At 71.4% G+C, this 24190-nt stretch carries 21 protein-coding genes; 14 read left to right on the forward strand and 7 right to left on the reverse strand.

What is annotated here, in order from left to right; genetic code table 11:
* The first annotated feature begins 58 nt into the window (after positions 1 to 58).
* The 4 genes from SB754_RS02970 to SB754_RS02985 are packed head-to-tail and all read left to right on the forward strand — an operon-like array spanning position 59 to position 4845.
* The gene (locus SB754_RS02970; protein ID WP_410780865.1) at positions 59 to 1126 is read left to right on the forward strand and encodes a UDP-N-acetylglucosamine 2-epimerase; all 1068 of its coding nucleotides are present in this window, start codon (positions 59 to 61) and stop codon (positions 1124 to 1126) included.
* A gap of 40 nt (positions 1127 to 1166) precedes the next feature.
* Positions 1167 to 2417, forward strand: a complete 1251-nt coding sequence (locus SB754_RS02975) for a hypothetical protein (RefSeq protein WP_410780866.1) — start codon at positions 1167 to 1169, stop codon at positions 2415 to 2417.
* Positions 2300 to 3808: a lipopolysaccharide biosynthesis protein gene (locus SB754_RS02980; RefSeq protein WP_410780867.1), complete on the forward strand. Its 1509-nt coding sequence runs from the start codon at positions 2300 to 2302 to the stop codon at positions 3806 to 3808. The genes SB754_RS02975 and SB754_RS02980 overlap by 118 nt, the downstream gene beginning before the upstream one ends.
* Positions 3805 to 4845: a glycosyltransferase family A protein gene (locus tag SB754_RS02985; protein WP_410780868.1), complete on the forward strand. Its 1041-nt coding sequence runs from the start codon at positions 3805 to 3807 to the stop codon at positions 4843 to 4845. Before SB754_RS02980 ends, SB754_RS02985 begins: the two co-directional genes overlap by 4 nt.
* Positions 4846 to 4867: 22 nt before the next feature.
* On the opposite strand, the gene SB754_RS02990 is transcribed toward SB754_RS02985, so the two are convergent.
* From SB754_RS02990 to manA, 3 genes are read right to left on the reverse strand one after another with little or no spacing between them, the layout of a single operon-like run.
* A complete protein-coding gene (locus SB754_RS02990) occupies positions 4868 to 6157 on the reverse strand; it encodes an exopolysaccharide production protein (protein WP_410780869.1) in 1290 nt (429 codons plus the stop codon).
* Positions 6158 to 6196: 39 nt separating this feature from the next.
* Positions 6197 to 7555 (reverse strand): O-antigen ligase family protein, encoded by a 1359-nt coding sequence (locus SB754_RS02995; protein ID WP_410780870.1) that lies wholly within the window; start codon positions 7553 to 7555, stop codon positions 6197 to 6199.
* A 14-nt stretch (positions 7556 to 7569) separates the two neighbouring features.
* The gene (gene manA, locus SB754_RS03000; protein WP_410780871.1) at positions 7570 to 8736 is read right to left on the reverse strand and encodes a mannose-6-phosphate isomerase, class I; all 1167 of its coding nucleotides are present in this window, start codon (positions 8734 to 8736) and stop codon (positions 7570 to 7572) included.
* 115 nt (positions 8737 to 8851) lie between these two features.
* On the opposite strand from manA, the gene SB754_RS03005 reads away from it, so the two are divergent.
* From SB754_RS03005 to SB754_RS03025, 5 genes are all read left to right on the forward strand, one after another.
* The gene (locus tag SB754_RS03005) at positions 8852 to 10030 is read left to right on the forward strand and encodes an acyl-CoA dehydrogenase family protein (protein WP_410780872.1); all 1179 of its coding nucleotides are present in this window, start codon (positions 8852 to 8854) and stop codon (positions 10028 to 10030) included.
* Between the two features lie 89 nt (positions 10031 to 10119).
* The gene (gene galE / locus SB754_RS03010) at positions 10120 to 11082 is read left to right on the forward strand and encodes a UDP-glucose 4-epimerase GalE (RefSeq protein WP_410780873.1); all 963 of its coding nucleotides are present in this window, start codon (positions 10120 to 10122) and stop codon (positions 11080 to 11082) included.
* A gap of 187 nt (positions 11083 to 11269) precedes the next feature.
* Positions 11270 to 11593: a WhiB family transcriptional regulator gene (locus SB754_RS03015; protein ID WP_410780874.1), complete on the forward strand. Its 324-nt coding sequence runs from the start codon at positions 11270 to 11272 to the stop codon at positions 11591 to 11593.
* 83 nt (positions 11594 to 11676) lie between these two features.
* The gene (locus SB754_RS03020) at positions 11677 to 14844 is read left to right on the forward strand and encodes a glycosyltransferase (protein WP_410780875.1); all 3168 of its coding nucleotides are present in this window, start codon (positions 11677 to 11679) and stop codon (positions 14842 to 14844) included.
* A complete protein-coding gene (locus SB754_RS03025; protein WP_410780876.1) occupies positions 14837 to 16273 on the forward strand; it encodes a DUF5719 family protein in 1437 nt (478 codons plus the stop codon). The genes SB754_RS03020 and SB754_RS03025 overlap by 8 nt, the downstream gene beginning before the upstream one ends.
* Positions 16274 to 16280: 7 nt before the next feature.
* Here SB754_RS03025 and SB754_RS03030 read toward each other — a convergent pair whose 3' ends face one another.
* Complete coding sequence (locus SB754_RS03030) at positions 16281 to 16724, reverse strand: metallopeptidase family protein (RefSeq protein ID WP_410780877.1); 444 nt, start codon at positions 16722 to 16724, stop codon at positions 16281 to 16283.
* 44 nt (positions 16725 to 16768) lie between these two features.
* Between SB754_RS03030 and SB754_RS03035 the strand changes: the two genes are divergently transcribed.
* The 4 genes from SB754_RS03035 (at position 16769) to SB754_RS03050 (ending at position 20662) form a co-directional block, all read left to right on the forward strand.
* Complete coding sequence (locus SB754_RS03035; protein ID WP_410780878.1) at positions 16769 to 16978, forward strand: DUF3499 family protein; 210 nt, start codon at positions 16769 to 16771, stop codon at positions 16976 to 16978.
* Between the two features lie 26 nt (positions 16979 to 17004).
* A complete protein-coding gene (locus SB754_RS03040; protein ID WP_410780879.1) occupies positions 17005 to 18429 on the forward strand; it encodes a phosphomannomutase/phosphoglucomutase in 1425 nt (474 codons plus the stop codon).
* A 203-nt stretch (positions 18430 to 18632) separates the two neighbouring features.
* On the forward strand, positions 18633 to 20111 hold the full coding sequence (gene ahcY / locus SB754_RS03045; RefSeq protein ID WP_410780880.1) for an adenosylhomocysteinase: 1479 nt from the start codon (positions 18633 to 18635) through the stop codon (positions 20109 to 20111).
* On the forward strand, positions 20111 to 20662 hold the full coding sequence (locus tag SB754_RS03050; protein WP_410780881.1) for a GNAT family N-acetyltransferase: 552 nt from the start codon (positions 20111 to 20113) through the stop codon (positions 20660 to 20662). The genes ahcY and SB754_RS03050 overlap by 1 nt, the downstream gene beginning before the upstream one ends.
* A 31-nt stretch (positions 20663 to 20693) precedes the next feature.
* Here the strand turns inward: SB754_RS03050 and SB754_RS03055 are convergent, their stop codons facing one another.
* On the reverse strand, positions 20694 to 21674 hold the full coding sequence (locus tag SB754_RS03055) for an MIP/aquaporin family protein (RefSeq protein ID WP_410780882.1): 981 nt from the start codon (positions 21672 to 21674) through the stop codon (positions 20694 to 20696).
* Positions 21675 to 21783: 109 nt separating this feature from the next.
* Between SB754_RS03055 and SB754_RS03060 the strand changes: the two genes are divergently transcribed.
* Positions 21784 to 22548 (forward strand): flavin reductase family protein, encoded by a 765-nt coding sequence (locus SB754_RS03060; RefSeq protein ID WP_410780883.1) that lies wholly within the window; start codon positions 21784 to 21786, stop codon positions 22546 to 22548.
* Positions 22549 to 22590: 42 nt separating this feature from the next.
* Here SB754_RS03060 and SB754_RS03065 read toward each other — a convergent pair whose 3' ends face one another.
* Both SB754_RS03065 and SB754_RS03070 read right to left on the reverse strand, forming a co-directional pair.
* A complete protein-coding gene (locus SB754_RS03065) occupies positions 22591 to 23265 on the reverse strand; it encodes a cyclase family protein (protein WP_410780884.1) in 675 nt (224 codons plus the stop codon).
* 68 nt (positions 23266 to 23333) lie between these two features.
* Positions 23334 to 24173 (reverse strand): RDD family protein, encoded by an 840-nt coding sequence (locus SB754_RS03070; RefSeq protein ID WP_410780885.1) that lies wholly within the window; start codon positions 24171 to 24173, stop codon positions 23334 to 23336.
* Between the last annotated feature and the right edge of the window lie 17 nt (positions 24174 to 24190).

Genomic DNA, 24190 nt, shown 5'->3' on the forward strand with positions numbered 1-24190 from the left:
GACATGATTGAATAGGGGTGCCCTGCTCAGGACACTCGAAAAGGCATCCACCACGCACATGATCGTCTTCATCTACGGAACGACGGCGGAAGCGATCAAGCTCGCTCCCGTGATCCGTCGCCTCCGGGCTCGGGGCAATCGCATCCAGCAGTGGGTCACCATGCAGCACACGGACGCGCTCGAGAAGGTGATGGGGCAGCTCGGTCTGGGCGAGCCCGACGTGGTGATCGCGCACGGCGCGAAGGGCCGGCCGCTGCGCGGAACGCGCGACGTGCTCACCTGGGGCGGCACCGTCGCCGGCTGGCTGCGGCGCAACCGCAAGCGGCTGAAGCGGACTCTGCCCGCCGACACGGTGATCGTCGTCCACGGCGACACCATGACGAGCGTCGCCGGCGCCTTCATCGCGAAGCGCCTGGGCGTGCCGTGCGCGCACATCGAGGCCGGCCTCCGCAGCGGCAACTGGCGGCACCCGTTCCCCGAGGAGCTCGACCGGCGCATCGTCGGCACCATGGCGACGGTGCACTACACGCCGTCCGAGGAGGCCACGCACAACCTCGCCAAGCGCGACAACGTGGTCTACACCCACGGCAACACCGCCCTCGACGCTGTGCTCGACCACGGCGAGCAGGCGGGGACTTCGGAGGAGCCGTTCGGCGTCGCGCTGCTGCACCGGTTCGAGTTCATCTCCAACGCCCAGCTGGTCGACGACACCCTCGCCGTGCTCCAGGAGAGCCCCATCCCGCTCCGGCTCATCGTCGACGTCTTCAACCGCGAGACGCTGGAGAAGGCGCTGGAGAAGACCGGCGGCGACCGCATCCAGGTCATCCCCAAGCTGAGCCACGACGCCTTCGTCGAGCTGCTGAAGCAGGCCGCCTTCGTGGTCACCGACTCCGGAGGCGTCCAGGCCGAGAGCGCTCTGCTCGGCCTCCCCACGCTCATCCACCGCAAGGCGACGGAGCAGGCGGAGGGCATCGGCCGCAACATCCTGCTCTCGGAGTGGGATCTCGGGCGGCTGCGCGGCTTCCTCACCGACTACGCCTCCATGCGCCACGAGCTCGAGCGGCCGGAGTTCTCGCCCTCCGACATCATCGTCGCCGACCTGGTGAGCAGGGGGTACGCCGATTAGCGTCGACCCGGCGGGCGCGCCTGCGAGCGGCGCTCGCGGCATGGTCGCGCGGCACGGCCGCGCGCTCGCCGAGATCGGCATCGTCAGCGCCCTCGGCATCGTGGCCACGACCGCGTTCCAGATCATCACCATCCGAGGTCTCGGCCCGTCGTCCTACGGTCTGCTCGCGGCGGCCCTCGCGCTGATCAACGTCGCCGCGATCGGCAGCTCTGCCCTGCGCAACTCGGTGGCCGTCGGCACGGCCGAGGCGCTGAGCGGCGCCCTGACGCCGGCCGCGGCCGGCCGTCGTCGGCTGGACGGCTCGTTCATCGAAGCCCTGGTCCTGGGTGGTCTCGGCACCCTCGGCGTCTTCGCCCTCTCGTCGACGCTCGCCGCTCCCGGAGCGGTCGGGCTCGTCACGGTGCTCCTCACGGCTGCCGCGATGATCCCGAACTTCCTCTTCGCCCGCGCCCAGGGCCGGCTGCAGGGCGCCGGCGACTCGCGAGCGGTCGTCTGGTGGTCGACGGGCGCGCAGATGGCGCAGGCGGTGCTGGCGCTGGTGGCCGTGCTGCTATCCGCGGAATCCAGCGCCATCCTGGCGATCCTGGTACTGACCGCCCTCGCCGGCGCCGTCGGCGCGAGCCTGCAGGCGCGCCGGGAGGCCGTGCCGCTCACCGGGCGGCCCTTCACCGTCAACAGCACCGTGGTGCTGCTGCTCACCATCGGCTTCGCCTGGCTGACCAACGCCGACGTCGTCTTCGTCCGGGCAGGGACGCCTCAGGATGTCGCCGGCGCCTACGCCGCTGCTGCCGTGCTGATCAAGACCACCCTCATCGTGCCCGCGACATTCTCGCTCTACCTGCTGCCGCGCTTCGTACGGTCCCGGGGGAACGCCGCCCTCACCAACCTCGGCGTGACCGTCATCCTGGTGATCACCGCGCTGACCGGTGTGGCGATGTTCGTCATCGTCGCGGTCGCAGGCGGCTGGATCGTCGGCCTGCTGTTCGGCTCCCACTACGCGCTCACCGGGCAGATCGTCGTCGGGTTCGCGATCGCCTGGCTGCCGTGGGCGCTGGCGCAGGGCATCCTCGTGCGGATCACGGCCGCCGCCTCGCGGGTGGCGCTCGCCGTTTTCGCGGTCGCGACGCTCGCCCAGTGGGCCGCGGCCACCCTGACCCTGCCGAACATCGACGCGTGGCTGGTGGCCAACGGCGTCGTCGGCCTGTTCGTCTTCGTCTCGCTCTACGCCATCCACTGGGTCCTGCTCCGTCGTCACCGCGAGGCCGCACCGGCCGACGCGGCCGAGGAATAGCGGAGGCCGTCATCACCAGTTACGAACCGCTCAACGAGCCGCTGCCCGCCCGCGCAGAGGGCGACGCGCCCGCGCAGGCGGGAGCGCGGTCGTCGGTCGCGCTCATCCTGGGCGCGACGATCGTGTCGGGGCTCAGCGGCTACCTGGTGACCTGGCGGGTCTTCACCGCGAGCGGGGCGGCGGGCTACGCCGTGTTCTCGGTGTTCTGGTCGGCCCTGTTCCTCGTCGTCGGCGTGCTGTTCGGCGTCCAGCAGGAGGCCACGCGGGCCGTCGCCCAGGCGGAGCGGGAGGCAGGCACGGCGGAGCGGGAGGCAGGCACGGCGACACAGAACGGCCGACGGTCCTCGATCTGGCTGTTCGCGGCCGGACTCGCTGTCGTGGTCCTGTCGGTCGTGCTGCTGACCGCGCTGCTCTGGGCGGCCCCGTCGCTCGGGCAGGATCAGGCGGGACTTTCCGTCTTCGTCGCGATCGGAGCCGCGTTCAACTGCCTGGTCGCCGCGGGTTCCGGCGTCATGGCGGGCAGCGGGATGTGGCGGCAGCTGGCGAGCGTCGTCGCGCTCGACGGCGTGCTCCGGGTCGTGTTCGTCCTCCTGGCGCTCGCGATGACGACCGAGCCCTGGGTGCTCGCGCTGGCCGTCATCCTGCCGTTCCCGCTGGCGCTGGCCGCCGTCTTCCTGAGCGCGCCGCGCGCACTGATCGCGCGCGCCGTGGTGCCGGAGCGGATGCGCGGTCTCGCCGTCAACACGCTGCGGACCATGATCGCGGCGTCGGCGACGGCCGTCCTCATCAACGGGTTCCCGCTCATCCTGTCGTTCTTCTCGAGCCCGGCAGGACACAGGCAGCTCGGTTCGCTGGTGCTGGCGGTCACCCTCACCCGCGCGCCCATCCTGGTGCCGCTCATGGCGCTCTCCAGCTTCCTGGTCAGCCAGTTCGCCCGGGCGCCGCAGGGCGCCTTCCGGCTGGTGACGCGCCTGTCGGCCCTCATCGCCGGCGTGGTCGCCGTGCTGTGCCTGTGCGCCTGGGCCTTCGGCGTCCCCGTGGTGAAGGCGGTGTTCGGTGCGCAGTTCGACCTCGACGCCGGGACGCTCACGGCGCTGGTCGCATCCTCCGGGATGATCGGGATACTCTGCGTCACCGGGTCCGCGGTTCTGGCGCGCAACCTCCACGGCGGCTACGCCATCGGCTGGGTCGCTGCGTCTGTCGTCACCATCGCGCTGCTGTTCCTGCCGCTGCCGCTGGAGGGCCGCGCGGCGCTCGCGCTGGCCGCCGGTCCCGCGGTCGGCATCCTCGTCCACCTCTGGTGGCTGCGGCGGGCGCCGGCCGGCGAAGCCGCCGGAGCGGGGCCCGTCGGGCCGGCCGCCGCGCCGTCGATCGGGGAGGAGCAGCGGTGACGCCCGAGCCGCAGCCGATTCCCGACCTCAGCATCGTGATCGCCTCCTACGATTCGGCGCCGTGGCTGCCCAGCACCATCGCCTCCCTCTGGGCGGCCCTCGAACGGTCCACCGTCGCCGCCGAGATCGTCGTCGTCGACGACGGCTCCACCGACGGCACGGCGGCGGTTCTCGCAGAGCTCGCCGCCGCATCGCCCGTTCCGTTCCGTGTGGTCTCGCAGGAGAACCGCGGCCGCTTCCTCGCCCGCTGGGAGGGTGCGCAGGCGGCGCGCGCCGACCGGCTCCTGATCTTCGACTCGCGCCTGCTGATGGGCGAGGACTCGTTCGCATACCTGGACCGCGTGGACGACGACCTCGGTCGTCCGCCGTGGAACGGCCACGTCCCGACGGACCCCGCCTCGCCGCTGGTCGGCCGGTTCTGGGAGGTGCCGACCCACATCTTCTGGGGCGACTACCTCGCTCACCCGCGGCCCACCGAGATCTCGCTCGACAACTTCGACCGGGCGCCGAAGGGGACGGGCTGCCTGGTCATCGACAAGCAGCTCTTCCTCGATGCCTGCCGGGCGGCGTGGCCGGAGGAGAACGCCCACCTGGTCTCCGACGACACCAAGCTGCTGCGGTTCGTCTGCGAACGGCGTCCGCTCCGGCTCGACCCGGGATTCCGCGCGCTGTACCGGCCGCGGACGACGGTGCGCGGCTTCCTCCGCCACGCGTACGACCGTGGCACGCTCTTCGTCGACAGCTACGCGGGGACGAGCCCACTGCGCAACGCCGTCCTGCTGGCCCTCGCCATCGTCCCCGTGCTGGCGGTCGCCGCGCTGGTCGTCGCGCTGGCGTTCGGCGCGTGGTGGGCGGTCGCCGTCATCGTGGCCGTCGTGGTCCTCGGGATCGCGGCGCCTGCTGCGGCTGCAGCGGCGCGCCGCGCGCCCGGTCGTGCGGTCGCGGCGTACCTGACCTACGTGGTGCCCTTCGGTGCGGTGTTCTGGGCCGGACTCGTCCGCGGCCTCCGGGTCCACCGGCGGTCGTTCGCCCGCTGACCGCGCGCGCCCCGGTCGCGGCTCAGGCCGTGTCGCGGTGCGGCAGCCGCAGCCTCCAGCTCATCCCCTGCGACGCCTTGACCGTGCAGATGATGAGCAGCATCCACCCGGACTCGACCAGGATCGAGCTCTCGAACACGCTCGTCACGAGCAGCGCGACGAGGACCAGCGGAGCCCAGGCGTAGACGACGCTTCGCCGGTTCGATGCGAGCAGCCAGGACCGGCCGAAGGCCAGGGCGATGAGGGCGATGAAGAGCAGCAGCCCGATGATTCCGACCTGCAGGTAGACGTCGAGGTAGGCGTTCAACCCGTTCGCATGATAGACGCCCGTCGCCGCCTGGATCGCGGTGAACGGGTACAGGTCGGTCGGCCACGAGCCGACCCACCCCCAGCCCACCGTCTGCTGCACGGGGATCAGCTGCCAGATCTGGATCCACAGCTGGTAGCGCACCTGGAAGTCGGCGCGCGCGTTGAGCAGGTCGATCACCCGCGTCCGGTAGATGTACGCGACGATCAGGACGGCGACGGTGACGACCGCCAGCCCCCACTGGACGTACACGCGCCGGTGCGCCGGCACCCTCCGCATCAGGTACAGCGCCAGCGTGGCGAGCCCGACCACCACCGACACCGCCGCGATGACGGGGGAGTGCGCCAGGAGGATGCAGAGCCCGGCCAGCGCGATGGAGAACGCCGCCACCGGAGGACGGACGGATCGGGTGCGGAGCTCGACGAGGAAGGTCACGAACGCGATCAGCGCGACGATGCTGAGCTGATTGCGCGACCCGAACAGCCCCTGGATCGGGCCGCCGAGCGCGATGTTGCCCTGGATGCCGAGGAACCGCATCGGGGCGTCGAGCAGGAGGCCGCTGAGCACCTCCAGGGACAGCGACAGGGTGAGCAGGAAGCGCAGCGCGTCGCCGACCACCCGGACGATCTGGATGGCGTCGCGGACCAGCGCGATGTAGACGGCGAGGAACGCGAAGATCAGCTGGTAGATCACCGCGCCGAGCGTCGCCCACTGGTACTGGCTCCACAGGATCGACAACGCGCACCAGCCGACGAACAGCAGGGCGGAGATCGGCAGCAGCCCGTGCCACTCGATCAGCCGCCACTGGGCGGCGAACGACAGCGCGGCCAGCACCACCAGGACCCCGAGGGCGCCGATGAGCCCGGGCCAGCCGATGAGGGCGCGGATGGCGTGTGTGGAGAACCCGGTGATCACCGCGAGCAGGGCGAGCGTCGAGGTGAAGCGGGCGGAGCCCAGGAACTCGGTCACCGCGTGCGGCACCAGGGTCCGTCGGGGCGTTGCCATACACAGAATCCTAGGGGGAGGGTCGCTGCGCCACGGCTTTCAGGACACTCCCGCCCCGCCCCGCTTGGTCGCGACCGCCAGCGTCACGAGAAGCGCCCATCCGCCTTCGATGAGCATGCGGCTCTCGGCGAAGCTCTGGGCGATCAGGGCGGCGAGCAGCAGCAGCGGCAGCAGGGCCGTCGCCGTGTACGGCGCGTCGTCGACGAGCTTCGTGCGCGGTCGGTCGACCGCCACGAACCAGGAGCGGCCGAAGGTCGTCAGCACCAGCAGGATGAACACCACGAGTCCGACGATGCCGAGCTGGAGCCAGACGTCGAGCCAGGCGTTGTGGGCCTGCAGGTATTCGACGCCGTTGCGGGTGGCGAGGCCGTCGAACGGCTTCACCCAGGGCGCCCAGTAGCTCACCCACCCCCAGCCGAACACCGGACGCTGCTGCGCCAGGCCGATCACGGCGTGCCAGATGTCCAGACGCCCGGTGAGGTCTTCGCTCTTCCCGAACAGCGCGGGGATGCGGGAGGCGAACACCGACACCAGAACGACGGCCGCGACGACGACGGCGAGGGCCGTGAGGTAGACCGGTGTGCGGCGTGCCGGGCCCACCCGGCGCGTCCACGCGGCGAAACCGAAGACGACGGCGACGGCGATGGCCGCCGCGATGACGGTGGCCGAGCGGGTGAGCGCGAGCGTGAGGACCGCGACGACGAGCCAGCTCGCCGACGATCCTCGGCGCACCGTCCGGTCGGCCAGCTGGATCGCGAACACGATGATGGACAGCAGAGCGATCATCGCGAGCAGGTTGCTGTTGCCGACGATGCCTTGGATCGGTCCGCCGTGGAAGAGCAGGTCCCGGCTCCAGAAGAAGGCGGAGGGCAGCTTCCCCGACGGGACCGGCTGCGCGGGGGTGAGGGGGAGGACCGGCTGCCGGACGACGACGGCGACGATCAGCTCGAACAGCAGGGAGAGCCCGAGGATCCAGCGGAATGCGTTGCCCAGCGCGCTCAGCAGTGCGGTGAGCCCCAGCCGCAGCCCCAGGAACAGACCGCCGACCGTCGTCGCCAGCTGCGCGAGCACGCCGAGGGCGCTGGCTCCGGAGTAGGCCGACCAGGCGATCGAGACGAGGGCGAGGGCGAGGAACAGCACCAGTGTCTTGGGCGTGGTCCGCCAGCGGAACGTCGGACGGGAACGCACCAGCAGCACACCGGTGACCATCGCCAGCACGCCGGCGAGGATGAAGTACCCGGGCCAGCTGATCAGGTCGCGCCAGAAGTCACCGGCGAACAAGGTGAAGAGGACGACGGACGCGAGGACGGCCTCCCCGCTGCCGGTGGCGGCACGCGCGGCACGGATCCGGTCGTTCAGCGCGGTCGGCCGGCTCGTCGCTTCAGCGGAATTGCTCACCGGCGCAGGATAGCTCACGCGTTCGGCATGGCGACGAAGAGCCTGCCCGCGCCGGAGGCGACCGTCACGGTGCGCTCGTCCTCGGTGATCAGCGCGGCCTCCCCGCGGGTCAGCGTGACGGAGCCGTTCCCGCCGGCGAGTTCGAGCGCGCCCTCGGTGCAGAGCGCGATGGCCGTCCCGGTCAGCGGGACCTCGGCGGAGGCGACGCCTACCCCGACGTGCACCACGTCGAGGCGGAAGTCGGGCACGTCGGGCCGGAACTCCTCCACCCCTGGTCCGGGATGCCGGGCGGCGAGCGGCGTCGCATGGATGGGCGTGAAGTCGAGCACGGAGACCAGCTCGGGGACGTCGATGCGCTTGCGCGTCAGACCGCCGCGCAGCACGTTGTCGGAGGCGGCCATCAGCTCGATCCCGAGGCCGCGCAGGTACGCGTGGATGTTGCCCGCCGGCAGGTACAGCACCTCGCCCGGCCGCAGGGTCGCCCGGTTCAGGAGGAGCGCGAGCACGATGCCGGGGTCCCCGGGGAACGCGTCGTCGAGCATCCGCACGGTGTCCGCGTCGCGGTCCTCGGGCAGCGCGCGTGCAGCGCGCACCACCTCGGCGACGAGCAGGTCGACGTCGGTGTCGCCGCCGAGCAGCCACTCGGTCGCGCGCCGCAGTACCGTGCCCGGCTCGCCGTCGAGGGTGCGGGCGAAACCGGAGATCACCGCACCGCCGGCCGCGCCCTCCGCCAGGCGCTCCAGCGCGACACGGCTCTCCGCCGGATCGCGGAACCCGCACAGCGCCTCGAACGGGTCGCTGAGGGCGAAGATCAGCTCGGGCTTGTGGAACGGGTCCTTGTAGTTGCGGTCCGGAGAGTCCGGAGCGAGTCCTGCGGCGTTCTCTCGTTCGAACCCGGCACGAGCCTGCTCGGGGGAGGGATGCGCCTGCAGCGACAGTGGTCCGTCCGCTGCCAGCACCTTCAGCAGGTACGGGAGGTCGCTGGTGCGCTCCCAGGCGGCGAGATCCTCCGCGCCGTCGGCCAGCGCCGGGTCGAGCACCCGGGCGGGGGAGCCGGGATGGGCGCCCAGCCACAGCTCCGCCTCCGGGCTGCCGCTGGGCTCGGTGCCGAGCAGGCCGGCGATGGCCGTCGTCGAGCCCCAGGCGTAGTCCCGCGGAGTGTTGCCGATGCGCACAAACATGCGTCCTGATCCCTTTCGTCGCGTTGGACCAAACTACCAATCGCTTTGTCCGCCGAGGCGCGGGTGCCTAGGCTGACGGCGGCCCGACCATCCCTGTGGACGCACTGGAGCACACATGCCCTTCGAGACCATCGCCGGAGACTTCTACGGCTTCGAGAACCTGCTCACCGACCGCGAGAAGGAGTTCATCGCGAATCTCCGCTCAGAGCTCGAGTCGGAGATCAAGCCGATCGTCAACGAGTTCTGGGAGAAGGCGGAGTTCCCGCACCAGATCGTCGAGGTGCTGCACCGCACCGGCACGATCGGTCTCGGATTCCCTGAGACCGCGGCGTTCGAGAACTCTGCCGTGTTCCGCGGCTGGGTGGCGCTGGAGCTGGCTCGCGTCGACGCCTCGGTGAGCACCTACGTCGGCGTGCAGAACGGCCTGGCCCTCGGGGCGATCGGCGTCTGCGGTTCGGACGAGCAGCGCGCCGAGTGGCTGCCGAAGCTGTCGAGCGGCGAGGTGCTGGGCGCCTTCGGGCTCACCGAGCCGACCTCCGGCTCCGACTCGGCGCAGGGCCTCAAGACCGTCGCGACCCGGGACGGCGACAACTGGGTGCTGAACGGCTCGAAGCGCTGGATCGGCAACGCCACGTTCAGCGACATCACGGTGATCTGGGCGAAGAGCGCGGAGGACGGGCAGGTGAAGGGCTTCATCGTCCCCAACTCGACGCCCGGCTTCACCACCACCAAGATCGAGGGCAAGCAGTCTCTCCGGATCGTGCAGAACGCCGACATCACGCTCGAGAACGTGGTCGTGCCCGAGTCGCTCCGCCTGCAGAACGCGAACAGCTTCAAGGACACCGCCCGCGTGCTGCGCCTCACCCGCGCCGAGGTGGCCTGGGCGGCCGTCGGCGTCGCGGTCGGGGCCTACGAGGCCGCTCTGCGCTACACGAAGGAGCGCGTGCAGTTCGGCAAGCCGATCGCCTCCCACCAGCTGATCCAGGACCTCCTGGTCAAATCGATCGGCAACATCACCGCCTCCATCGGCCTGTGCACCCGGGTGTCGCAGATGCTCGACGACGGCGAGCAGCGCGACGAGCACTCGGCGCTGGCGAAGGCGTTCGCCACGGCCAGGATGCGCGAGACGGTGGCGTGGTGCCGCGAGGCCCTCGGCGGCAACGGCATCGTGCTCGACTACGACGTCGCCCGCTTCTTCGCCGACGCGGAGGCCCTGTACTCGTACGAGGGCACCCGCGAGATGAACACCCTCATCGTCGGCCGCGCGATCACGGGCCAGGCCGCGTTCGTCTGATCGCTCACGGGCCTCGGCTCCTCGGGCGGGTCCGTCTCCGGCGGTCCCGGTAAGGTGGGAAGCTCCATCGAGCAGCAGGAGGACCGCCCGTGGCGTGGTTGGTGACCGGAGGCGCAGGCTACATCGGAGCGCACGTCGTGCGGGCGTTCCGGCAGGACGGCATCGACGTCGTCGTGGTGGACGACCTGTCGAGCGGGCACGAGGAGTTCGTGCCGGCCGAGGTGCCGTTCTACCGGGGCACGATCCTCGACGGCGATCTGCTGAAGCGCATCTTCGCCGAGAACGCGATCACCGGTGTCGTGCACGTGGCCGGCTTCAAGTACGCGGGCGTCTCCGTCCAGCGGCCGCTGCACACGTACGAGCAGAACGTAACGGCGACGGCGGTGCTCCTGGCCGCCATGCAGGAGGCGGGCGTGGACGCGATCGTCTTCAGCTCGTCCGCGGCCGTCTACGGCACCCCCGATGTGGACATCGTCACCGAGTCCACTCCGAAGAGCCCGGAGTCGCCGTACGGCGAGTCGAAGCTGATCGGCGAGTGGCTGCTCCGCGACCAGGGCGTCGCGGCGGGTCTGCGGCACACCTCCCTGCGCTACTTCAACGTGGTGGGATCGGGCGACCCGTCGCTGCGCGACACCAGCCCGCACAACCTCTTCCCGCTGGTGTTCGACGCGCTCGCCGAGGGGCGGACGCCGCGCATCAACGGCGACGACTACCCGACGCCCGACGGCACCTGCGTCCGCGACTACATCCACGTCGCCGACCTGGCCGTCTCGCATGTCGCGGCCGCGAAGCGGTTGGATGCAGGGGCGCCCATCGAGCCCGTCTACAACCTGGGGAGCGGTGACGGCGTGTCGGTCGGCCAGATCATGTCGACCGTCGCCGACGTGACCGGAATCGCGTTCACCCCAGAAGTGGGGCCTCGACGGCCGGGGGACCCGGCGAGGATCGTGGCCTCGGGAGAGCTCGCCGCGCGCGATCTCGACTGGAAGATGCGGCACACGCTCGACGAGATGGTGCGCAGCGCCTGGGAAGCACGCCAGGCGGCGTCCTGACACCGGTCCCGGCCGAGTCCGATCCACCGGGCGTGTCGCGATTGTTGTCGTTAACCGGCGCGTCGCGAACTCTCGACCAGCGGTCAAGGCTTTACGATTCGCGACTTGACGTGAGCGAATGACAACGGTGTAATTAGTGGCACACGGGAATCTCGTGTTTCAGCAGTTCATGGGTGGGGAGACCGATATGCCAGTGCCCGAATATCGTGCCGGGGTACCCGACGACTGGTTCATCGATCCGGTCCGGCTCGGAGTCCCGGGCGTCCGGCCTGCGGAGGTCGAAGACGACAATCCGCTCGCCTGGCAGTCCGACGCGCTATGCGCCCAGACGGATCCGGAGGCGTTCTTCCCCGAGAAGGGCGGTTCCACTCGCGACGCCAAGCGCATCTGCACCTCGTGCGAGGTCCGCTCGCAGTGCCTCGAGTACGCGCTCGCCAACGACGAGCGGTTCGGAATCTGGGGCGGGCTCTCCGAGCGCGAGCGCCGCAAGCTCCGCAAGCGCGCCGGCTGAGCGACCGACACACCGCCGGCTAATCCGCGCCGCGCCCGAGCCAAAGACGGGATCGGCGCGACCCCAACCTAGGCTGACTGGCGATGTATCCGAGAGTCACCGCCATCGTCGTCGCCCAGAGCGGCGGCCCCCACCTGCAGCGCACTCTCGACGCCCTCGCGGAGCAGACCCGTCGACCGGACGCCGTGATCGCCGTCGATTGCGCGTCGCCGGACGACGCCGCACGACTGCTGACCGAGGCGCAGCCCACCCAGCTGATCTCGCTCCCCGAGAAGCTCCCGTTCGGCGCTGCGGTCGCCGCCGCCGTCCGGGTCCTGCCCCCCACCGCAGGACCCGACCAGCTGTTGTGGCTCCTCGCCCAGGACACCGCCCCCGAGCCGCAGGCGCTGGAGGCCCTCCTCGCCGCCCTGGAGGTCTCTCCCTCGGTCGCCGTCGTCGGGCCGAAGCTCGTCGACTGGGACGACCCTGCCTTCATCCGCGAGTTCGGGGAGGCGATGACGCCGTTCGGCGCCTCCCTCCCGCTGGTCGAGAACGAGCTCGATCAGGCGCAGCACGACGGTCTCAGCGACGTGCTGGCCGTGTCCAGCGCCGGGATGCTGGTCCGCCAGGCGCTCTGGGAGCGCCTCGACGGCTTCGACCCCGCCCTCCCGAACGTGGACGACGGACTGGACTTCTGCACCCGCGCCCGCCTCGCCGGGTTCCGGGTGACCCTCGTCGCCCACGCGCGCGTCGCGATCGCCGGCGACGGCCTCGCCGGACCGAACCTCTCGCCCAAGTGGAGCGTGCGCCGTCGGCTGGCGGGGGAGCGGCGCCGCGCCCAGCTGCATCGGCGGATGGCGTACGCGCCCGGCTGGACGGTGCCGCTGCACTGGCTGACGCTGGTCCCGCTCGCCATCCTCCGCGGGCTCGTCCGGCTGCTGCGCAAGGAGCCGGGGTCGATCGGAGGCGAGCTGGGGGCCGCCTTCCGCGTCGCATTCTCGGGGCTCGCCGTCAGCAACGCACGTCGGAGGCTGGCCTCCGCGCGCGAAGTGGGATGGGCGGCCGTCGCGCCGCTACGCATCCCATTCGCCGAGGTGCGCCGCGCCCGCGCACTGAAGCGCGAGGCCGCGCTGGTGCGGCAGCAGGGCGAGCGGCAGGACCTCGACTTCTTCGGCACCGGCGGGGGATGGGCGGTGCTGGCGGCCCTGCTCGTCGGGCTCGCGCTGTTCTTCCCGCTGATCGGGTCCGGAGCCCTCAGCGGAGGCGGTCTGCTCCCGCTCGACACCTCGGTCGGACAGCTCTGGGCCAACCTGGGCTACGGCTGGCGTGACGTGAGCCTGGGCTTCACCGGAGCCGCCGACCCGTTCTCCGCGGTGCTCGCCGTGCTGGGCACCCTGACGTTCTGGCAGCCGTCCCTGTCGCTCGTGGTGCTGTGGATCGTCGCACTGCCACTCGCGGCGCTCGGCGCCTGGCTGGCCGCCGCGCGCCTCACCACGCGCGGCATGCTCCGCGCCTTCGGCGCCCTCGCCTACGCGCTCGCCCCGACGGTCCTGGTGGCCCTGCAGGGCGGTCGTCCGGCGGCCGTGCTCGCCCACGTCCTGCTGCCGTGGCTGTTCTTCGCGGGGCTCGCCGCGCGGCGGTCCTGGGCCGCCAGCGCCACGACGGCCCTGCTCGCCGCCGCGACGGTCGCGTGCGCGCCCATCCTCATCCCCGCGCTCGTCGTCGCCTGGATCGCCGCCATCGCCTTCGGCGGCCGGCGGGCTGCCAGAATCGCGTTCATCCCGCTCCCGGCCGTCGTCCTGTTCGCGCCGCTCGCCTGGCAGCAGATCTCGCGGGGCGCCTGGCTCTCGATCTTCGCCGACCCCGGAGTCCCGCTCGACGCTCGGCAGACCCCCGCGTGGCAGCTCGCGCTGGGCTTCCCGGACGGCACACTCGGCGGCTGGCACGAGCTCGCCGCGAGCCTGCACCTGCCCGCCGCGTCCGCGACCATCCTCGTGCCGATCCTGCTCGCCCCGCTCGGCATCCTCGCCATCCTCGCGCTGTTCCTGCGCGGGACGGTCCGCGCGATCATCGCGCTGCTCGTCGCGTTGGCCGGCTTCCTCACGGCGGTCCTGGCGCTGCACCTGCAGCTCGCGACCTCCGGCGGCACCGTCGTCCCGATCTGGCCGGGCAGCGCGGTGAGCCTGTACTGGCTGGGTCTCATCGGAGCGGCGGTGCTCGCGCTGTCGGCGATCGGGCGTTCCGCCGTCTACCCGGCCTGGGTCGCGATCGTCACGCTCGCCGTTGCAGCGGTCCCGGTCGGCATCGCGACCCTGAACGGGCACGCCGCCGTCGTCGAGAGCGACGGCCGCACCCTCCCTGCCGTGGTGACCGCGAAGGCGGCGACGCAGCCGCGCGCGGGGACGCTGCGGATCGTCCCGGAGCCGGGAGGCGGCATCCGCGCCGACATCGTCCGCGGCAGCGGCGACACGCTCGACCGGCAGTCGACCCTGGCGAACACCGAGCGCGCGCTCACGCCCGGTCAGCGGGACCTCGCTCAGCTCGCCGGCAACCTGTCCTCGCGCAGCGGCTACGACGCCTCCGCCGAGCTGAAGCGGCTCGGCGTCGACTTCGTCCTGCTGACGCCCTCGGCCACTGCGCTCGGGTCGACGGACACCTCGGCCGCCGATGCCACCCGCTCGCGTGCCGAGGTCGCAATGGATGCGAACCCGCTGCTCGCGCCGGTGGGCGCCACCGGAACGGGACGGCTGTGGGCGTTCGACCGGGCAACGTCCGCGGTTCCCGAGGCGGCGCAGATCCCCGTCGACGCGGGCGGTCTGTGGCGGGTGCTCGTCCTGGTGGTGCAGGGACTGGTCATCGGCGTGACGCTGCTGCTGGCCATCCCGACGTCGCGCTCCGCCGACCGCGTCTCCGAATTGAGCGCTCGCCGGCCGCGCGGCCGGAAGGGCGCAGAGCGCGCTGTGGAGCCGGACGACGAACCCGAGACACCAGAGGGCGCAGGAGACGGCGTCGCCGACGAGAGCCTGGACGAGTACGAGGCGGAGCCCGACGACGAGGCGGTCGTCGAGTCCGCCGAGGAGGACGAGGCGCAGGAGGCGGCGGAGGAGCCGGCGGCCGGGCCGGAGCCTGTCGCCGAGCCGGAGCCGGCGGCCGGACCGGAACACGCGGACGACCGCGTGACCACGCCGCCCGGCCCCACCACGCTCGAGGACGGCCTCGAGGAGACCATCATCCGACCCCGACGCAGCTTCGAAGGAGGCGACCGTGGCTGACCGCAAGGGACTCGCGCGCATCGGCATCCGTGCCGCCGGTGGGCTCGTCGGCGTCGCCTTCGCCGTCGTGGCGATCGGAGGCGCGACGCTGCTGCCGCTTCCGGACTTCGCCATCGGCGCGCCCGCGCAGACGGTGACGCCGGTTCCGGCGGACCAGCAGCGCGTCTGCCCCGGTCCGCTGCTGCAGCTCGCAGCGGATGCCGGCGCTGCGACCCGCCCGAGCTCCGTCGGGGAGGCCACGACGGTCACCGACGCAGACGGAGCGGACGTCCGTACCCAGACGCTCAAGCCGGACGCCGACGCGGAATCCAGTGACGAGGCCCCGCTGCTGGCGACCGTATCCACGCCCCAGGGGGCGAAGACGCCTCCGCTGATCGCCGGCGCGCAGCTGCAGAACGCCGCAGCAGAGGACCTCGCCGGACTCGCCGCCGCTGCGTGCGCCGAGCCGAGTGCGGACACCTGGCTGGCCGCCGGCTCGACCGCCCTCGGCCAGACCAGCCTCGTGCTGCTGGCGAATCCGAGCGCCGTGGACGCGACCGTCGACCTTGCGATCTACACGGAGTCCGGCCCGGTAAGCGCTCCGGGCGCGACCGGCATCATCGTCCCGGCAGGGGCACAGAAGGTCGTGGCCCTCGCCGGGCTGGCGCCGTCCGCCTCCGCTCCTGTGGTTCACGTCACCACATCGGGCGGGGAGGTCGTCGCCTCCCTCCAGCAGAGCTTCGAGCAGGGCATCCAGCCGCGCGGCGCCGAGATCGTCGGGGCGACCGGCGCCCCAGGACGGCAGCAGATCATCCCGGGCGTCACCCTCGCTTCGATGAGCGCCATCGAGGGCGCACAGTCGGCCGAAGGCGTCGGCGTCGACTTCCCCGTCGTGCGCCTTCTGGTGCCGGGCGATAAGGACGCCCAGGTGACGGTCGGCGCAGTGGGCGAGACGGGGACGGCCGCGGGGAACTCCTACGCGACCACGGTGAAGGCCGGAACCGTTGCGGAGATCCCCCTGGACAACCTGAAGGACGGCAGCTACACGGTCACCGTGAACTCGAGCGTCCCGGTGGTCGTGGCGGCGCGCACCTCCGTGATCGGGAGCAAGACGCGCGACTTCACCTGGTTCTCGTCGGCCCAGCCGCTGCTGCAGAAGACCCTCGCCGCCGTGCCGAGCGGGTACACCCCGACCCTGCACGTCGCGAATCCGGGCGAAGCCGACCGGACCGTGACGGTGCAGAGCCTGGACGGCGGCGGCTCGCCGATGAAGCTCACCGTCCCGGCGGAGGGGGGAGCGGGCACGCAGCTGAAGCCGGGCACCTACCGGCTGACCGGCGCCGACGGACTGACCGCCAGCATCAGCTTCGCGACCGACGGGCGCTCCACCAGCTACGCGCTGACGCCTCCCGGACCGCTCGCTGCGCCGATCACGGTGTATCCGAACTAGGCCCGTCTCAGAAGTGCCGGTAGCGGTCCGGCGCCAGATCCCACGGGTCCTTGCCGAGCAGTTCGGCAACGGCACGGAAGACGCAGCCTTCGATGTACATCCGCCGGTGCAGCTCGTCGTCGCGGTGAAGCTTCGTGAGGCGCTGGATGGGCACCCGGTAGAGCACGATGCGACGCCGGCCCGCATCCACGCGCCAGCGGTCCACGCCGTCGTCGCCGGAGTTGCCGATCGGGGTCGCCGCGACCTCGAAGTGCACGTCGGCCAGCTCCTCCGGCCAGACCCCCTTGAGGTAGTCGGCGGTGGAGGCGACGGTCATGTCGAAGAAGTCGATCCGGTTCTGCAGCATCGGCAGATGCGGACCGGTCACCGGGCCGCGCGCACCCCGGCCATGGCGGCTCCGCCAGCGGCTCGTCGCCGGCGGCTGACTGCTGGTGCAGCGATTGCGGGGCATGTCGCCATCCTACGTCCGCGGCCCTCCGGTAGGCTCAGGGCCAAATGTTGAGCCGTCCGTGTTCCCGAGTCGCGTGCCCGCGAGACGCCGTGCAGACGCTCACCTACGTCTACGCGGACTCCATGGCGGTCATCGGTCCGCTCAGCCTGTCGCACGAACCGCACTCCTACGACCTGTGCGCCATCCACGCCGAGCGGCTGTCTGCGCCGCAGGGCTGGCAGATCGTGCGCCACGTCGGCGTCACCGACGCTTGAGCCGACCGTCGCGGTAGGTTAGGGCCATGAGCACGCCCCGGGATCCCCGTCTCCAGTCGATCGTCAAGACCTACGACATCCGCGGGCTGGTCGGGTCGGATCTGACGGAGGATGTGGTCGAGGCCATCGCCGCAGCTTTCGTCGACGAAGTGGATGCGTCGGGCACGGACGTCATCGTCGGACACGACATGCGCGACTCCTCTCCGGCCTTCGCCGCCGCGTTCGCCCGCGGCGCGCAGGCCCGGGGCGCCGATGTCGTCTCGATCGGGCTGTGCTCCACCGACGAGTCGTACTTCGCGTCCGGGTCGCTCGGAGCTCCGGCCGCGGTGTTCACGGCGAGCCACAATCCGCCCACCTACAACGGCATCAAGCTGTCGCGCGCCGGTGCGCAGGGCCTCAGCATGGACACCGGGCTCGGCGCGGTCCGCGACCGCGCAGACGCGTACCTGCGTGACGGTATCCCGACGGCGCCGACCACCGGATCGTTCCGCGAGGAGGATGTCCTCGACCGGTATGCGGCCTACCTGCGGTCACTGGTCGACCTGAGCGGGATCCGCCCGATCACCGTGGTCGTGGATGCCGGGAACGGCATGGGGGGCCTCACGGTCCCCGCGGTGCTCGGCGAGGCCGCAGGGCTCCCGGCGCTTCCGATCACGATCGTCCCGCTCTACTTCGAGCTCGACGGCACGTTCCCCAACCACGAGGCGAACCCGCTGGAGCCGAAGAACCTGGTCGACCTGCAGCGCGCGGTGGTCGAGCACGGCGCCGACCTGGGGCTCGCCTTCGACGGCGACGCGGACCGCTGCTTCGTCGTCGACGAGCGCGGCTCCGCTGTCACCCCGTCCGCTGTCGCCGCCATCGTCGCCGTGCGAGAGATCGCGCGGGCGCGCCGGGAGGACCCGGACGCCGAGATCACGGTCATCCACAACCTGATCACCTCCAACATCGTGCCGGAGACGATCGAGGCGGCAGGAGCCGTCCCGCTGCGCACCCGGGTCGGCCACACCCTCATCAAGGACGCCATGCGACGCTCCGGCGCCGTGTTCGGCGGGGAGCACTCGGCGCACTACTACTTCCGCGACTTCTGGAGCGCCGACAACGGGATGCTGGCCGCGATGCACCTGCTCGCCGAGTTCGGCGCCCAGGAGCGCCCGCTCTCCGCGCTCGCGGCCGAGTACACCCCGTACGCGATGTCCGGCGAGATCAACTCGACCGTCGCCGACGTCCCCGCGGCATTCACTCGCGTCGTGGAGGCGTTCGCCCACCGCGCGGAGTTCGACGAGCTCGACGGCCTCACAGTCACCGGTCGGGTCGGCCAGGACGAGCCGTTCTGGTGGTTCTCCGTCCGCCCCTCCAACACCGAGCCGCTCCTGCGGCTCAACGTGGAGGCCGGCGACCACGCCACCATGGCGCGCATCCGCGACGAGGTCCTCGCGCTCATCCGCAGCTGACCCTCCCTCCACCCCCTCGATCTCATTCCCAGATTCGTGACGAATCGGGGATTCGACCCTGCCATTCGCCACATTCGTCACGAATCGCCGCCGCGCGCTGAACCCACATTCGTGACGAATCGGGGCTCCGGCGGCGCCGATTGCCACATTCGTCACGAATCGGCACCGGGCGGCGGGCGGGAGCGGCATGCCAGAATGGGGGCATGCCAGCACCCACCTCGACCGCCCTTCCCTTCAAGGTCGCCGACCTGTCCCTCGCCGAAGCGGGACGACACCAGATCCGCCTCGCCGAGAACGAGATGCCCGGGCTGATGGCCTTGCGCGCCGAGTTCGGCGACGCCCAGCCGCTCGCCGGAGCCCGCATCGCCGGCTCCCTGCACATGACCGTCCAGACCGCCGTGCTGATCGAGACCCTCGTGGCGCTCGGCGCGCGCGTCCGCTGGGCCAGCTGCAACATCTTCTCCACGCAGGACGAGGCGGCGGCCGCCATCGCCGTCGGCCCGCACGGAACGCCGGAGGCCCCCGCCGGTGTGCCGGTGTTCGCCTGGAAGGGCGAGAAGCTCGACGAGTACTGGTGGTGCACCCAGCAGATCTTCGACTGGTCGGAGGAGGCCGCCGCCGACGGCGCCGACTACCTCGGCCCGAACCTCATCCTCGACGACGGCGGCGACGCCACCCTCCTCGTGCACAAGGGGCGCGAGTTCGAGCAGGCCGGCGCCGTTCCCGACGACTCGGAGGGCGACAGCCACGAGTACCGCGTCATCCTCGCTGCGCTCCGCGCGTCGCTCTCGCAGTCGAAGGACCGCTGGACCCGCATCGCCGCGGACCTCCTCGGTGTGACCGAAGAGACCACGACCGGCGTGCACCGCCTGTACGAGCTGGCCAAGGCCGGCCAGCTGCTGTTCGCGGCGATCAACGTCAACGACTCGGTCACCAAGAGCAAGTTCGACAACAAGTACGGCATCCGCCACTCGCTCCCGGACGGTCTCAACCGCGCCACCGACGTGCTGATCGGCGGCAAGGTGGCCTTCGTCGCCGGGTACGGCGACGTCGGCAAGGGCGCGGCGGAGGCGCTGCGCGGCCAGGGTGCGCGGGTCATCGTCAGCGAGGTCGACCCGATCAACGCGCTGCAGGCCGCGATGGACGGCTACCAGGTCGCTCGCCTCGAGTCCGTGATCGATCAGGTCGACATCCTGATCACCGGAACGGGCAACCTCAACGTCGTCACGCTGGACCACCTCCTCGGCCTCAAGCACCTCGCCATCGTCGCCAACGTCGGTCACTTCGACAACGAGATCGACATGGCGTCGCTGGAAGCGCTCCCGGGCGCCGAGAAGGTCGAGATCAAGCCGCAGGTGCACGAGTGGCGCCTGCCGACCGGCCGCAGCATCCTGGTGCTCTCCGAGGGCCGCCTGATGAACCTCGGCAACGCGACCGGGCACCCCAGCTTCGTGATGAGCAACTCGTTCACCAACCAGGTGCTCGCCCAGCTCGAGCTCTACGTGTCGCCAGAGAACTACCCCGTCGGCGTGTACGTGCTCCCGAAGCACCTGGACGAGAAGGTCGCGCGGCTGCACCTGGACGCGCTGGGCGTGGAGCTCACCACGCTGACCGACGAGCAGGCCGCCTACATCGGCGTGCCGGTCGACGGGCCCTACAAGGTCGACCACTACCGCTACTGATGGCACTCGACTTCGCCGACCGGGAGCTCCCCGGCGGCCTCATCCTGCGGGTGCGTGCGGAGCGCGACGCCCCGGCGCTCGCTGCCGCCTATCAGCGCAACCGGGGCCACCTCGCGCCCTGGGACCCGACCCGGACCGAGGACTTCTTCACCGAGGACGGCCAGCTGCAGCAGACCCGCGAGCTGCTGGCGCTGCGCGAGATGGATGCCGGGCTCCCGCTCGTCCTCGTCGAGGGCGACGAGATCGCCGGCGGGATGACGTTGAGCGGCATCGTGCGCGGAGCGTTCCAGTCCGCGACCGTCGGCTACTGGCTGGACCGCAACCACACCGGGCGCGGTCTCGCGTCGGCGGCGCTGGTGGCCGTCATCGAGGCGGCCAGAGACCAGTACGGGCTGCACCGCATCCAGGCCGCGACACTGCTGGCGAACCATGCGTCGCAGTCGGTTCTGACTCGGGCGGGCTTCGAGCGCATCGGAGTCGCGCCGAACTACCTGCAGATCGCCGGCCGTTGGCAGGACCACGTGCTGTTCCAGCGCATCCTGCACGACTGAGCGGGCGACCTGGCGGGCGTCAGGGCGGAGGTCAGGCGGGGGGCCGCGCCTGGGGTTCCTCGGTGTCCGGCCCGGGCGGCTGGTACGGGGGGCCGGCCAGCTCGGGGGCGGCACGGCCGGCGCGCAGCAGCCGGGCGTGCAGGATGTCGCCGACGAACAGGTCGTAGACCAGGACGCCGATCACACCGCCAATGAGCGGCCCGAGGATGGGCACCCACATGTACCCGCTGAACCACGGGCCGTTCCCCGGCACCGCCAGGTCGCCCCATCCCGCGATCCAGGCGAGGAGCCGCGGGCCGAGGTCACGGGCGGGGTTGATCGCGTAGCCCGCGTTGGCGCCGTAGGACATGCCGATCGCGGCGACCGCGAAGCCGATGATCAGCGGTCCCAGGTTGGATTGGACGGCCGTGTTCCGCAGGTCGATGACCGCGACGACGAGCAGCACGAGGAACATCGTCCCGACGATCTGGTCGAACAGCGGCCCCCACATGTTCCCGTTGTAGTACGGGGCGGGGAAGGTGGCGAAGATCGAGAAGGAGGCGAGCGTGTGCCCGTTCACCTTCGGGGGCTTGCTCGCGGTGTCGAACGCGCCGATCGCCGCGGCGTACACCCCGAGCACCAGGGCAGCGCCGACGAAGGCTCCGAGCAACTGCGAGAGCATGTACGGCAGCACCTTCACCCAGGCGAAGCCGCGCCGCACCGCGAACGCCAGTGTCACCGCCGGGTTGAGGTGCGCGCCGCTGACGCCGCCGGCGACGTAGATGCCGAACACGACCGCCATCGCCCAGCCCCAGGTGATGAGCAGCCAGTCGCCTGCGCCGAGGAAGAACGTCGTCGGGCCCTCGGTGCGGCCGGACCCCGGCAGCGCGGCGACAGCCATCGCGACGACGCCGTCGCCGAACGCGATGAGGACGAATGTTCCGAGGAACTCCGCGAGGCACTCGCCCCACAGACCGCTCCTGCGCTTGAGCCCCCAACCTCGGACGAGGACAGGGATCGTGTCATCGGACATTCCGCACCTCCAGAGGGAAGCGGCGTGTCGCCACGTCGATATAATAAGTGTTGCGCAACCTTTGCGATTGCGCAATGAATTTTTCCGCACCGTCTGTGAGGAGGCCCGGATGGAGCTGCAACCCCTTCCGGACGAGGACGGCGGGCACCGCGTGGTCCATCCCGCGATCCTCTACGTGGGCACGCCGGTGCTCCTGCTCGCGTCCCGCAATGACGACGGCAGTGCGAACCTCGCGCCCGCCTCCTCGTACTGGGCGCTCGGCAGGATGCTCGCCCTCGGGCTGGAGACCGACGGGCACACGCTCACGAACATTCGCGAACGCCCGCAGATCACGGTCAACTTCCCGTCGCCGCCGCTGTGGCGCGCGGTCGAGCGCATCGCCGACGTGACCGGCCGGGCCGAGGTCCCGGAGGCGAAGGCCGGCCGATACGCGCACAGCGCGGACAAGTTCGCCGCGGCGGGGCTGACACCACAGCCCTCCGACGTGGTCGACCCGCCGCGGGTGCGCGAGTGCCTGCTGCAGCTCGAGGCGCAGGTGCGGCGGGTGACGCCGGGCGTGACCGGTGACTACGCCATCGTGGAGGCCGAGGTCGTCCGCGTGCACGCCGACCCCCGGATCGTCCGCGACGGCGACCACATCGACCCGCTGGCGTGGCAGCCGATCGTCTACAGCTTCCGCCACTACTTCGGAATCGGCGAGCCGTTGGGCGCACGCGGCTCCGCCATCCCCTCGCCCGCCGCCTGGGGAGAGGAGTCGGAAGAGTCGGAAGAGCCGGAGGGCGGCGACGCGGCGTGCTGGCTCGCCTCCGTCTGCCCGGAGTGCGGTGCGATGCGGGAGGCGCCCGGCGCGTGCCGGCGCTGCGGCGCGGCCTAGGGCGTCACCGCCGAGTTGACCGGCCGGTCGCGGTGATCGGCGTCAGTCCGGGAGTTCGGCGAAGGCGCGCACCGGGAACGTGCCGAACCCCTCGATCGCCGGCGGCGCAGCAGTGAACCGCGCACCGCGCTCGGGGAGCGCTGCGAGGTTCGTCAGGTGCTCGACGACGTGGATGCCCGCGGCGAGCAGGAGGCTGTGGGCGGGGCGTGTGCCGCCCGACTCGGTGTCGTCGATGTTGAGGGAGTCGATGCCGACGAGCGCCACTCCCGCGCCGACGAGCAGCCGGGCGCCCTCCTCGGTGAGGAACGGCGCACCTTCCGCATAGGCGGGGGAGCCGAAGTGCTCGTCCCAGCCGGTGTGCAGCAGCACCGCGCCGCCGGGCGCGCCGATCCCGCTGAGCGCGGAGGCGGTGATGCCGCGGCCGCTTCCTGACGGCACGTGGACGACCTCGGCGGGGAGACCGACGAGGGTCGACAGGTCGAGGCCGGCGAGGTCCGGCCCCTCGGCGTAGCGGTGGTACGGGCTGTCGAGGTAGGTGCCGGTGTTGCCGATCATCGTGATGACATCCATCGCGAACTCGGTGCCCGGAGCGTAGACCGAGCGCGACGCCTCACGGGTGAGATGCGGAGTGATGGTCGGCGCCGGGAGTCCGGGATAGGTGACCAGCCCGGCACGGATGGGGTGGCTGAGGTCGACGATGCGAGGGCGGTGAGGCACGGGACTCCTGGGGTCGGCGGATTCAGGCGGCGGATCGCTGAGAGGCTCATTCCGTCAGCGGCGGGTCGTCAGCGGTCGGGGAAGCCGTGCGGCAGCGCGCCGAGTACGGGGTCGAGGCGTTCCAGCCGCTGCCGTTCGAGCGCCAGTCCGCGCGCGTCGCGCTCGCGGCGGAGCGCGGCGACGGCGACGAGGAACGTCTCCGCGTCGACCGGCGGTAGGGGCGAGACGTACGGCGCCGCTTCGCGGGCGAGCTCGGTGCTGAGGCCGAGCCGGGCGGCCGGCGTCAGGTCCGGCGCCTGCCGGACGAATTGCGCGATCCGGCGGGAGAGGCGGTCGGGCAACCGCGCGACATCCGCCGTCCTCGCCCAGTCGGTGAGGTGCGGGGCCAGGTAGAGCGTGAGCGGCGTCGGCCGCGGAACGCGCACCAGCTGGCTGTAGGTGCCCGCGACCAGGTCGCCCAGCCGCTTGGAGCGGGCGTTGAGGAGGCCGGTGAGCGCCGCGATCGCCCCGACCGTCATGAATATCTCCAGCACACCGACGAGCGCCCGGATGAAGGAGTGCCGGAAGCCGATCGCACCGCCGTCGTCGCGGACGATCCGGGCGCCGACGGCCAGCTTCCCGAGCGACCGACCGCGGGAGGCGAGCTCGACGGTGGTGGGGAGGATGACCGTCCCGAACACCAGGATGAGCACGACCAGAGCGCGCGCGAGCGCCTCGTCGAGGCCTCCACCGGTGGCCGCGAGCAGCAGGATGCAGCCGAACATGACCAGCATGTAGGTCAGCCAGTCGATGATGGTCCCCGCCGCCCGCAGGATGTAGCTTGCGGGCTTCACATCGAGGGCGACGGCCTCGCCCGTGAACAGTTCGCGCTCGTCCTGCGACACGCTCCCCGCCCGGGCCTCCGTCATAGATAGCATCTAAGCAG

Source organism: Leifsonia sp. SIMBA_070 (assembly GCF_046534635.1).
Taxonomy (GTDB): Bacteria; Actinomycetota; Actinomycetes; order Actinomycetales; family Microbacteriaceae; genus Leifsonia.